The following is a 12,709-nucleotide window of genomic DNA, read 5'->3' as shown; positions in this document are numbered from 1 at the left end:
CTACATATTCGGCTACCTATAATAATCTTTGAAACTTAGAAGAAATGAAATTAAAATTTACAATTATTATTATTTTAATACTGGCAGGTCTTTATAGTTCTTGTGAAAATAGCGGTAAAAAACTACCAATTCTAGGCAATAAAGAGATTTCCAGTAATGAAAAAGATACTCTTTATCAAACCATACCTGATTTTAGTTTCATCAATCAGGACAGCCTTTTAATTACGTCAAATACATTTGCAAATAAAATTTATATAGCAGATTTTTTCTTTACCTCCTGTACAACCATATGTCCTATTATGAAGAACGAGATGCAAAAGGTTTATAATAAATATAAAGGAAATCCCAAGGTGGCATTTTTATCCCACAGTATTGATCCCAGTCATGACAGCGTTCCTGTTCTAAAAGCATATGCCAAAAATCTGGAAATAAACAATGATCAATGGCATTTTGTAACAGGAGATCAAGAAGCAATTTTTGAAATGGCCCAAAAGCATTATATGGTTTCCGCCTTGGAAGATTCGACGGTTCCAGATGGGGTGCTTCACAGTGGAGCCTTTATTTTAATTGATGAACAAAAAAGGATCAGGGGATATTACGATGGTACTAACCCGGAAGAAGTCGATAAACTAATCCAGGATATTCCCCTGTTGCTTCATGATAAAGAATTATAAGTCCTGAGGGAGGAAGGGTGTCTTTTCATTGATGTGATTAGTTAGTTAAAAACCCTTCCCCTATTCAGGCACAAAAACATAAATGCATAAATAATAGACAAATATCATATACAAAAATTACCTGCAACGGTGGGTAAAGACACTTCGAAAAACATTTTCCAATATAGAAATGTAACCAGTACATTGGTCAATTCGAAGAAGGTACAAGCCAATATTAATGGAAACTAAATTTCAATAAAATGGCCTTTATTAATCCAGTAAATTTTGAAAACAGGCAATTGGATATAGATTCACTCCCAAGGTACAGAGGGGTAGAGCTTTCATCACTTAATCAGAAGTATTTAATTAAACTAAATATAATCACAAGTGCTGGCGCAATACTATTTTTTATTGGGCTTGGTATTACATATTCGCTTATGGAAACCTACAAGGATTTATTTCCATTTTTGGCGATTTTGGTTTTGCTAATATTTTTGGGTTCCTACTATCGCAACTTTCAAGTACAAAAAAGAAATGGTTATGCTATACGGGAGAGGGATATTATCTTTAAACGTGGATTTATATACAAAAAAACTACTATAGTTCCTTTTAACCGTGTACAACATGTTTCTATTGAAAGAGATTTCCCGGATAAAATTTTAGGAATTTCAACTTTAAGGCTTTTTACCGCCGGTGGCTCTGGAAGTGACATTTCGATTCCCGGTTTGATCCCGCAAATTGCAAACAATATGAAGGAAGAAATTTCGAAAAGAATATCCTCCGATGAATAGCAGTAACTTCTATAAACCGCACCGACAATCAAAAGCAGGGATGATACTAGTTTTCGGTAACAGCCTCTATAAGTTGGTTAAAAATTTATGGTTTCTGGGAATTTACTTTTTCATGAAAGAACAGACCCCTCAAACAATCATGCTATCTATAGTTGGAGCCTTGATCCTTCTTGTCCTTGCTCTTGGTTATAGCATTCTTTACTACTTAAAATTTACGTTTTTCATTGACCCAGAAAGAGAAGAATTTGTACTCCAAAAAGGGGTTCTTAGTTCAGAAACTATAAGTCTCCCTTTTGATAAAATCCAGCGGGTAAATTTTAAGAGAAATCTGCTCCAGCGAATAATTGGTGTTTATAGTATTTTAATTGATACTGCCGGGAGTAAAGAAGAGGAAGTAGAGATTAAAGCGCTATCTAAGGCTAAGGCAGAAGAGCTCTCTGAAATCCTCATGAACCACACCAAAACAGAAGATAAAGTAGATCAAAAAATCTCTCAGGATAATAAAGAGGAGGCTGCCCTCAATTGGCAATATTCTTTAAATATTTCCCAGCTTTTAAAACTAGGCATAAGTAGCAATTACATTCGCGGCCTACTATTGTTGATGACATTTTATCTCACTCTGAAGGATCAGCTTTTTTTAGAACAGTTTTTTCCATCCGAAATGGATGTAGTGAGGAATAATGATTTTGGCATTACTCCGTGGACAATTTTACTATTACTGTTAGCGGTTGTGATTGTTACTGTAGCAGATACTTTTATAAAATATTTTAAGCTTAATTTAATAAAAACAGATCTGGGGCTGCAGGTGGAAATGGGGCTCAGAAAGAATAAAAAGGTAAGTCTGAAAGGGAAAAGAGTACAATCTATGGAAATTTTGAGCAACCCAATTCAAAAACGTCTTGACCTTAACAAGGTAAAAATATTATTAGCTACGAGCGCAGATGATCCTGGTAAAAGTGTAATTACAATTCCCGGGATTTCACAAACAATTGTTTCAAGAATTAAACAATACGTATATAATGACCAAATCAGACAAATCTTTCAGATCGTTCCAAATAGAATGTTTTTATTTAGAAAAATTATCCGTGGTCTTTTTCCCTTAGTGCCCATTCCTTTTATCATAGAATATTATGATTTAAATTTCAGGTTAGAATGGATAATTATGGGGATAACAGGATACCTTATCCTGTTGGGAGGGTATCAATTCCTCTTTTTTCGTTCCTTAAAATTGTCTATCTCAAAAGAAATTATCGTAAAATATTCCGGGGTATGGAGAAGGAAGAAACAATATTTGGAAATGTGGAAATTACAATCTGTTTCAATATCACAGCCACTCTGGCATGAAAAACAAGGTCTGGCAAACCTAATTTTCCATTCTGCGGGAGGCGATATTTTTTTTGAAGTAATAGATAAAAATCAAGCAGAAATACTAATGGATTATTTACTTTTTAAAATAGAAAGCACCTCCGGGGAATGGATGTAGTTGAAAAACCAAATTAAATAATTAACTGAGGTTTTGTTTAGCACACTCACCAAAGAATGATTAACAGAAATTATAAATAAAATGAAACATACCTACCACATACACGGAATGACCTGCAAAGGTTGCCAGAATCACGTCAAAAAAACACTTGCCAATGTTGAGGGAGTAACCAGTGCATCGGTCAATTTGGAGAAGGGAGAAGCCACCATAGAAATGGAATCACATATTCCTATGCAAAAGTTCCAGGATGCCCTTAAAAACGATGGGGACACTTATTCCATCCACAAACCGGGCGAGCATCATCATAAAAATGATTCCGCTTCCGCGAAAAAGCAAAAACCCAAAGGAAAGGGAGCAGGAACGTTCTATTGCCCGATGCACTGTGAGGGCGACAAGACTTACGAGCAGCCAGGCGATTGCCCAGTCTGCGGAATGGATTTGGTTGAGGAACAAAAACTCGTTGCTACAACGTCCGAACAATGGACCTGCCCAATGCACCCTGAAATTGTTAAGGACGGGCCAGGAGACTGCCCTATTTGCGGAATGGACCTGGTGCCGATGGAACCCGATATTTCCTCAGAAGAAAAAACCTATAAGAAACTGCTCAAAAAGTTCTGGATAGCTGTCGCATTTACACTGCCCATTTTCCTCATAGCAATGAGTGAATTTCTTTCTGATAATCCCCTTTTCAACTTGATGCCACAAAGATATTGGAATTGGGTTCAACTGGCTCTTTCACTGCCGGTTGTTTTCTATGCCACCTGGATGTTCTTTGTACGTGCCTATCGCAGTATTGTAACTTGGAACCTGAATATGTTCACCCTAATTGGTATAGGTACTGGGGTGGCATGGCTATTTAGTGTGTTTGGAATGCTTCTTCCCGATATTTTTCCTGAACAATTTAGGACAGAAACAGGTACCGTCTTTGTTTATTATGAAGCTACTACCGTAATTCTTACCCTGGTAATGCTGGGTCAAGTTTTGGAAGCCCGGGCACATAGTAAAACCAATTCTGCGGTCAAGGAACTCTTAAAACTTGCTCCTAATAAAGCAATTAAGGTGGTAGATGGAACTGAAGAGGAAGTTTCTATCGACCAAATAGGGAAAGGAGATATTCTTAGAGTGAAACCTGGCGATAAAATTCCCGTGGACGGTAAGATTACAGAAGGTGAAACTACCGTAGATGAATCGATGATCACTGGCGAGCCCATACCCGTGAACAAATCCGCCGATGATAAGGTCAGTAGCGGAACGATTAATGGTAACCAGTCTTTCTTGATGAAAGCGGAAAAAGTGGGTGCCGATACTTTACTTTCTCAAATCATCCAGATGGTCAACGATGCTAGCCGTAGCCGTGCGCCAATCCAAAAACTGGCAGATAAAGTTTCTGGATATTTTGTCCCCATTGTTGTTATTATATCGATAATAACTTTTGGTGTTTGGTCCATCTGGGGCCCGGACCCAGCTTATGTTTATGCTTTGGTCAATGCCATTGCTGTATTGATTATAGCTTGCCCGTGTGCGTTGGGTTTGGCCACACCAATGTCTATTATGGTCGGTGTTGGTAAGGGTGCACAAAATGGCGTACTTATCAAGAATGCCGAAGCCCTGGAAAAAATGGACAAGGTAGATACTCTTATTGTTGATAAAACTGGAACGATTACGGAAGGAAAACCCACGGTGGAGAAGGTAGGGTCTTTTGATGATAAACAATTTAGCGAAAGCGAAATTCTACATTTTATTGCATCCCTAAACAGTGCCAGCGAGCATCCACTTGCTGAAGCTACAGTGAAATACGGAAAACAGCAGAAAACCGAAATTTCCAAAACCGAAAACTTCAGCGCAGTAACTGGAAAAGGGGTAGAAGGGACAGTAAACGGGAAAAGACTTGACTTGGGAAATGCGAAAATGATGGAATATGCTAACGCATTTATTTCATCTGAAATGGAACGAGAAGCCCAATCTTTTCAAAAGCAAGGGAAAACAGTTTCATACTTATCTATTGACGGGATGGTTTCAGGCTATGTCGTGATAGGCGACAAGATTAAAAAAACTAGCGCCAATGCTATCAAGGAATTGCAGGAGAAAGGAATCGACGTCATAATGCTTACGGGTGATAACCACGATACGGCACAGGCCGTGGCGAGCGAACTCAATCTTGCCGATTTTAAGGCGAGTATGCTGCCAGAAGATAAATTAAAAGCGGTAGAAAAGTTACAATCTGAGGGTAAATCCATTGCAATGGCTGGAGATGGAATTAATGATGCCCCGGCTTTGGCAAAAAGCGATGTGGGCATCGCAATGGGAACGGGGACGGACGTCGCAATTGAAAGTGCGGCGATTACACTGGTCAAAGGGGATTTGCAAGGCATAGTCAAAGCTCGAAACCTAAGCGATGCTGTAATGGTCAATATTAAACAGAATTTATTCTTTGCGTTTATCTATAACACTTTGGGAGTTCCAATAGCGGCAGGTGTGCTATACCCTGTATTCGGATTGTTACTCTCACCCATGATAGCTGCCTTGGCTATGAGTTTTAGTTCGGTATCGGTAATTGCGAATGCTTTACGATTACGAACAAAAAGAATTGATTAAATAAATAAATTACAGAAACAGTAAAACATAAAATGATACTATGCAATTTAGAAGAAAATTCAAAAAGGTTGTTTTATTAGACTACCAATAAATAGAATCAGATTGAAAATACTGCGATAGAATAAAATTGTTCAAGGATTTTCATTAGCCTCCTGAACTTAGTAGATGAAAGAATAATTTAACATCCGTGAGGCATCTACTATCTCAAACGAACTAATTTTGAAGTATATATCCAGTAAAATCTATCGAATTCTTTATTTAAAATTTTTAAACAAAACTTTGAAGGTAGTACTGAGTACATATAAAAGAAAAGGCCTCCAAGTAAGAAGAGTTGCTGGTTGAGATCTAAAGGAGATTATAGCATTTATCGCCAATAGACCTATTCTACTGGAAGATATCGAATATTTTTATTTTTATTATCTCATTATGTTTATATCCGAGTACGATATCTTCTTGGATTATATTTTTTCCCTGTAAATTAAATTATTTTCAATTCTAGAAGATTAGTTATAGAAAAATTAAAACAAAAACTACTATTATTACAATTAATGCAATCCAAATAATTAATTTTCCATGCATTCTTAACCGTAATACTATACTTGAAACTACTGCTTGGTCATTAAAGGTCCCATGCGCCCCATGATCGCCAGGTATGGGCTTCCACAGATTGTTGGACCTATTAGGATCTTCAGGCTCATTAGTTTGCTGTCCCTCAATTCCACTTTTGGCTAATACACGATCAGCGTACCACGGCGCAATCTTATTACCAATAATGGTTTTTATGGTTGATACTCCAACCTTAATTTCCCTGGGAGTATTTTCAGCGGCATATAAAATAGCTTCGGCTGCTACTTCAGGCTGATAAATTTTTCCCATAGGTCTGGGCTTTTTAGGTAATCTGGTTTTAACAAACCCGAACTGAGTAGTATTTAGAGCCGGAAGCTGTACCATGGAAATATTTATATTACTTTTATCATGCAATAGTTCCGTACGCAAAGAATCCACAAAGCCTTTAGTGGCATGTTTAGCAGCGCAATAAGCAGATTGAAGGGGTATACCTCGATAAGCTAATGCCGATCCTACAAATACAATAGAACCTTTATTCTGCTCATTCATCAATTTAAGTGCTACTAGAGCTCCATGTACCTGTCCCAAATAAGTCACGTCGGTAACTCTTTTATATTCCTGAGGTTCCATTTTACGAACTGGACTAAAAACACTCGTCATAGCATTATTAACCCAAAATTTTACCAGTCCAAGTTTTTCCTGAAAAAATAAGGCTGCAGATTCAACTTCTTCATAATTTGCAACATCTGCCTCGTAATAAGCAGCATTCACCCCGAACTCTAAAGCTTCTTTAACTGCAGCTTCAAGTCCCTCCTTCCCCCGCGCAATAAGACCTACGTCGTAACCATCCTTGGCGAAGCGTCTAGCACAGGCTCTTCCCACACCTGCAGAGGCCCCTGTTATTATCACACAACCTTTGGATTTCTTTTTAGCATTTTCTGAGCTCATTACTTGCTTATTTTATTTCGATTTTGTGAACCAAATATTTTGTCAATTTCTGCCATTGTAGTTTCTGAAACCCAGCCCAGGCACCGTTAGCCAAAAGGGTATTGATTAATTTTCGTTTACCCGCAGAAACACCTTCATTATTTATTCCTTCATTTTTACCAATTTCATAACCTTTTATAGTCAGTCCTTTTATAGATACTCTAAAAGTACTTGTAGCCTCATCTATAAAAAAATGTTTTATTTCCTTGTTTAATTTATCTTTTACAAGTGGACTTTCACTAGGACTCACAGTAAATTCTGCAAACTCTTCTTCATTACGTAAATCAGTAATATATACCCAATTCTTAGGAGACGGAATCGGTAAATTTATATTTATATAATTATGAACCGCCAGCTGATCGGTTTTATCTCCATTCGAATTATAGAGTTGGAATTCCGCAGACAGCTCAGGTAGCATGGACCATTGATTTACGTTAAAAAGTTTTTCTTTTGAGCGTTTGAAATTCACTTTGGCTATTTCATTCGTTGAAAACTTATTTTTACTACAATATGTTTTATCTTTTAATTCTTGATGTGAATCCTGCTTACTACCTCTCCATAGATTTTTAAACCAGATTTTTAAATTCATTTAAATTAGGTTTTTATCATTCGTATTCATCATATCTAAAACTAAACCTGCCCAGGTAAAATCTTTTGCTCCATAACCTTCCCCGGTAAAAGGATTATAGTACTCTCTAAATCCGCTTTTTTCGATTAACTGAATTATAATCCGAGTTAATTTTTGTGAACTTTCTGTATAATTATTTTTCTCCAGTATTTGATGAAGAAACCAATTATTAACGATCCAGGTAGGGCCTCTCCATATATAGATCGATTCTTTAGGATTAAAGGCCGATGAATCTTTTGCTACTGAGGGTATGGGATAATAGGTATCAAATTTCTCACTACTGAGAAAATGTCTTTCCAGGACCTTAACTTTTATAACTTCCGGAACAGAAGATAATGCCAGCGGATAAAAGATCGTGGGAGTTTCTACCTTAATTTTTAAATTCTCCTTTCCATATACGTCATAAAAGGCAGCATCCTGTTCATCATATAGAACCTTCACAATATTTCTACTTACTTCTTTTGCTCGGGAATAGTATACTTTTGCATCCTGATCCTGCAACATCTCGCATAATTCACCAAGACAAAAAAGGTTTTGTGCATAGAAAGTATTTAATCCGGCATCCTTTACCAGGAAATGTCCTTTCCTGTATATCTTCTTCAAATTATAGTTGTTTATGAAATTGAGAAAGTCTGTCCAGATCACTTTATAATAAAGCTTGGTATTGGCTTTCCCTTCTGTAAATCCCAAAGGAACATCGTAAGTAGGTTTCCAGTCCATTCCCGATTCAAACGGAGAAATTATCGTTAGTAAACCGTCGCCATCAAAATCTCTGTTCTTATCTAACCAGTCATAATAAGCCTTTAAATTTGGCAGTACCTCTTTTAGAAAATTTAGATTCTCAGAATTCTTTACAATTCTGCTCACTGCTTGAGCAAGTAAAGGTGGCTGGATGAGAGAACTCATATGACTTCTATATAGATTCTTATAGTAGAATTTAGACTGAAAAAAGTCAGCCCATCTACCAGGTTTTAACCGATCCCAATAAATCATATGTCCTATAAACCCATCCTCTCTTTGAAGACGAAGTAAACTCTTAATATGCTCTTTGGCCATTTCAATTTCACCTAAGGAAACCAGAATGAAAACATGAAAACACGTATCCCAGAAAAATTGATACGGATATCGTTCGGGCGCAGGTCGGGTATAATGATAAGGAGGACTACCATCTTTACTGGCTTTTTCCATATTCTCATAGATAATTTCTCTAACTTTTTTAAAAAGTTCCTCGTCTGTCATTCCTTAATTAAATAGAAGGCTCTACTTTATTTAACATATTTATCCCATAATCCATATTCTTCCTTTTTCGGTCCTCGTGGGAAAGAAAGCGCTGCTACAGCCAGACCCACTATTGTTCCAACAATACTTAAACCTAAGCTTCCATCCCCTGCAATCCATGGTATAATGGCCACGCCTAACCCGAGCAGTATGTTCAAATATCTACCTCGTCGTACAATCTCACCCATACAAATAACGGAGGTAACCACAATTAACGATCCGCCCAAATGAAATGCGTGAGCAGACATGGTTGTGATATCAACCCCAAACGTTGCAGGAGCAAACATGGCGAAAACACCCAGTGCCGTAGACACTCCTAAAGTCCATGGTACGCTCATACCCCAGACCGAAGATTTAAAAACGCCCATAGGCTTTTTCGGGAATTCTATAAGTTCGGTAGTACGCTCATCTTTATTTTCTTCGAATGCCTCACCACCCTTCCAAAATACTTTCCACATATTATCACCACGCTTTTTAGCCTGAACCATATGTTGTCCCATCGCTATAACCTCATCAAACTCTAAGGGAATCATGGGCAGCATTATTGCAGCTGCAAGAAGACAAAAGGTACACCATTCTCCTACTACAATGGGTTGAGATATTACGAGGAAAATATGTACTAATCCCAAAGGAATCACCAGGATACCAAAAAATGTGACCATCCACGGCATGGTTCGCCATCGTGAAGGACTTCCCATCCAACCCATTAGGAATTCGAACGTATAAGCTAGCGCGCCAAAAGCACCATCTGAAATTGGAAGAGAATGAGACATATTAGAATTAAGTACCTTCATTGTACTTTCTCCAAAAAACGGATCCCAAGCATAATCGGTGTAACCCAGCTGAAACGTTCCCAGATAACGAGAAACTATCCAGCCAAAAAATGCAAGAACGATCATGATCCATCGCTGTGGCCAACTAGACGGATTATAACTCCATCCCGGAGGAACCACCGATCCCATCTTCATATATGTGATCATGTTAGGCATACCCGGGATTAAAATGGTTAAGGCTATAACCATGACTCCTACAATGGTATCATTATTATATATATAGGCATTTGGTGCCCAGAAGATCACGGGTGCGAAGTTCAACCAGATCCCTATAAAACAGGCTATCCAAAGGCTTACCGGCCGGTTGGGTGTAAGAGATCTCCACCCAAAGAACATAAGAAGCAAACCACTAATAATATCGCTCCACTTCATCACCAGTACCCTCATTGAATCACTTATCCATAGGGACCTGCCCCCTGAAGGTTGAACGATATCCTTCCCATAATCAAAAGTAAATGGAGAAATCACTAACCAGGCACCCAGAATTATCAGCATCCAGTAAATCCAAAGCGTCTGTTTATGGTGCATATAAAGCATTTTCATGCGGTCCATCCCACCATTATCATCACCATGATCATGTGAATGACCTTTTACTTCTTTTTCCGCCATGGGCCGAGTAACTCCCCGACTACCCATTCCTCCATTCTCATGTTCCTCGTTGTGATCTTTATGGTTATTTTCCATAATCTACTTATTTTGGTTGGGTTAGTTTTTAAAAAGGAGTTTTTTAAAAAACCTGTATGTACAAAAGAAAAACCATCTGAAGGGTCAAATAGATTAATTTTGAATAACTAAAGATTCTTCAGATGCTTTTTTAAATTATGCCAAATAGGCTTCACATGCTTTTACGCATTCTTGGCAGGCCTTTGCACAGTCTTTACAATGCTGAGCGTCATGCTTTCCGCATTCATCTGCACAGGCCTGGCAAACTTTTTTACAATATTTTACCAGATCCCTCACATCTGAATAACTGGTAGCCATAACCTGGCTCAACGCTGAACACACCTCAGCGCAAACTTTATCGGTTCTAATGCAGTCTACCATTTTCTTCACATCGTCTTCATCCAGACAAGAATCTGCACAATAATTACAATGATTAATGCAATTGCCGAGTGCATGAATCAATTTTTCATTTCTCATAACTTATTGATTTTTATGGTTATATGATAAATATAGAAATGAGATGAAAAGATGACTTATAAAATTCTGCTAAGTTCTTACAGTTTTAATTTTTTTTAACCTGAAATACCAGAAATTAAGATTTTATAAAGATTTCTATATTAGATTCCAGTTCCAACTGTCCTGCCTTGGAAGTGTTTGAAAAATTGAAAAAGATTATGTTTTTTTGACTTATAATAATTATTAAGCTACAACTAAATCATTTGCATCATCCAACACTCTGTTATCAAAACTTCTGAGATAGATTTCGGTTGTTTTCAAAGAATGATGCCCCAAGCCTTCACTAATAATCTCCGTTGGTATTCCCATATTTTTAGCAATCGTTGCCCAGGAATGCCTGACATAATATGAAGTCAATGGAACATTCAGTTTAGCATCTTTCGCTATAATTTTGCAAAGCTTATTAACTAATCTTCGATCCGAACGATATTTCTTAAAATTTGTAACCGAGCCATCATAGCCTATAGGAAATATAAAATCACAAGGCTCTTTCCCAGAAACATAATAAACCAAAATATCGTGGAATTCCTTCGTGATTTTGACCGAAAGCGGGTCATCGGTTTTGCTTCTTCCATAAAAAATTCTATCGTTTTGTATATCCTTAACGCGCAACTTAGCGAGATCAATCAAATTCATCCCCCGACAGTTGAACATACTCAATAAATAGTTTTTTACGTGAAAAAGATTGCTTCCAACTGGATAATTAAGCTTACGAATCGTTGTAAAATTTTCTTTCGGTAGAGCTTTTTTCTTGGTTCTTTTTGAAGATGGAATTTTGTAAAAATGAAAAGGATTTTTTTCAGGCTCAAACTTATCTTCCTTAATAGCGCTATTATAGACTGCACTTAAGCCACGCAAATATGCACTAATAGTATTATTCGAATTGCCCTTGGCCCTATGCTCCGCTTCAAATTCTTTCAAAAAAGTAACATTTAGGTGGAAAAACTTGATTGGCTGCTCATTATTAAATTTTGTAACAGCCCGAATCGAATCTGCATACCATTTGGCAGTACCAGGTTCCTGTTCTTTTAGTTTCCGCTCAACAAGTACTTTACACCAGTCATTTATGGTTAATGAATTAGAAAAATTTTTCTTTAACTCTGATTCAAGAATATCATCCCAAGCTTTTTTGATATTTTCGATGAGTATATCAACCGTAATATCGTTAAGGGTTTTCCCGAGACCGTGGATAATGGATTTTGCAATATGCAACTTGTCATATAGTTCAAGATTTATTGCAGTGATATCAAGTTCCTTATTAGCGACTGCGGATTTTTTTAATTCCATTCTGGAATCATCCCAACCATCTTTTGATGTATATTTATCCATACGAACCATTCGAGGTTTCCTGTGAAAAATTCGTAAGATGATGGGATAAAGTCCATTAGAATTTTTTGACTTTTCTCGAGTGTCTAATGTGAGTCTTGCACGTGCCATAGCTTAAGATTTGCTTTTAAAGTTAGGTAATTTTACGCACACTTTGCGCACACTTTTTGTTGAACTCAGATAAAATCAATTGAAATCAAATTTCATTATAATGCTGATTTATAGTACGATATAAAATTTAATACGATTACTTGGTGTACTTTTTTTCGCCTTCTAAGCAGACGGTCACAGGTTCGAATCCTGTCGCGATCACCGGAGCAACAAAAAGCCCTGTTTTACGGGGCTTTTTTATTTCTTGAACAGGTAATTGGAGCGTTGATCCTAAAAAA

Annotated in this window: 10 protein-coding genes; 4 read left to right on the top strand and 6 right to left on the bottom strand. The window is 37.2% G+C overall.

Going from position 1 to position 12,709, the window contains the following annotated elements; genetic code table 11:
- The first annotated feature begins 44 nt into the window (after positions 1 to 44).
- The 4 genes from RM553_RS06725 (at position 45) to RM553_RS06710 (ending at position 5,522) form a co-directional block, all read left to right on the top strand.
- Positions 45 to 674 carry an SCO family protein gene (locus RM553_RS06725; protein ID WP_311534193.1) on the top strand — a complete coding sequence of 210 codons (630 nt, stop codon included), beginning with the start codon at positions 45 to 47 and terminating at the stop codon, positions 672 to 674.
- Between the two features lie 239 nt (positions 675 to 913).
- A complete protein-coding gene (locus RM553_RS06720; protein ID WP_311534192.1) occupies positions 914 to 1,444 on the top strand; it encodes a PH domain-containing protein in 531 nt (176 codons plus the stop codon).
- Positions 1,445 to 1,556: 112 nt separating this feature from the next.
- A complete protein-coding gene (locus tag RM553_RS06715) occupies positions 1,557 to 2,927 on the top strand; it encodes a PH domain-containing protein (protein WP_311534191.1) in 1,371 nt (456 codons plus the stop codon).
- A gap of 81 nt (positions 2,928 to 3,008) precedes the next feature.
- On the top strand, positions 3,009 to 5,522 hold the full coding sequence (locus RM553_RS06710; RefSeq protein ID WP_311534190.1) for a heavy metal translocating P-type ATPase: 2,514 nt from the start codon (positions 3,009 to 3,011) through the stop codon (positions 5,520 to 5,522).
- Between the two features lie 507 nt (positions 5,523 to 6,029).
- Here RM553_RS06710 and RM553_RS06705 read toward each other — a convergent pair.
- The 6 genes from RM553_RS06705 to RM553_RS06680 form a co-directional block, all read right to left on the bottom strand.
- On the bottom strand, positions 6,030 to 7,037 hold the full coding sequence (locus RM553_RS06705) for an SDR family oxidoreductase (protein ID WP_311534189.1): 1,008 nt from the start codon (positions 7,035 to 7,037) through the stop codon (positions 6,030 to 6,032).
- Positions 7,038 to 7,044: 7 nt separating this feature from the next.
- Entirely contained in the window at positions 7,045 to 7,665 is a 621-nt protein-coding gene (locus RM553_RS06700; RefSeq protein WP_311534188.1) for a hypothetical protein, read from the bottom strand.
- A complete protein-coding gene (locus RM553_RS06695; protein WP_311534187.1) occupies positions 7,666 to 8,943 on the bottom strand; it encodes an amylo-alpha-1,6-glucosidase in 1,278 nt (425 codons plus the stop codon).
- 26 nt (positions 8,944 to 8,969) lie between these two features.
- Complete coding sequence (locus tag RM553_RS06690) at positions 8,970 to 10,499, bottom strand: vitamin K epoxide reductase family protein (protein WP_311534186.1); 1,530 nt, start codon at positions 10,497 to 10,499, stop codon at positions 8,970 to 8,972.
- Between the two features lie 135 nt (positions 10,500 to 10,634).
- On the bottom strand, positions 10,635 to 10,955 hold the full coding sequence (locus tag RM553_RS06685; RefSeq protein WP_311534185.1) for a four-helix bundle copper-binding protein: 321 nt from the start codon (positions 10,953 to 10,955) through the stop codon (positions 10,635 to 10,637).
- Positions 10,956 to 11,177: 222 nt separating this feature from the next.
- Positions 11,178 to 12,431 carry a tyrosine-type recombinase/integrase gene (locus RM553_RS06680; RefSeq protein ID WP_311534184.1) on the bottom strand — a complete coding sequence of 418 codons (1,254 nt, stop codon included), beginning with the start codon at positions 12,429 to 12,431 and terminating at the stop codon, positions 11,178 to 11,180.
- Positions 12,432 to 12,709: the final 278 nt, after the last annotated feature.

The sequence above is a fragment of the Autumnicola tepida genome (assembly GCF_031846485.1).
Lineage (GTDB): Bacteria > Bacteroidota > Bacteroidia > Flavobacteriales > Flavobacteriaceae > Autumnicola > Autumnicola tepida.
This window is presented reverse-complemented; position numbering and strand designations above follow the sequence as displayed.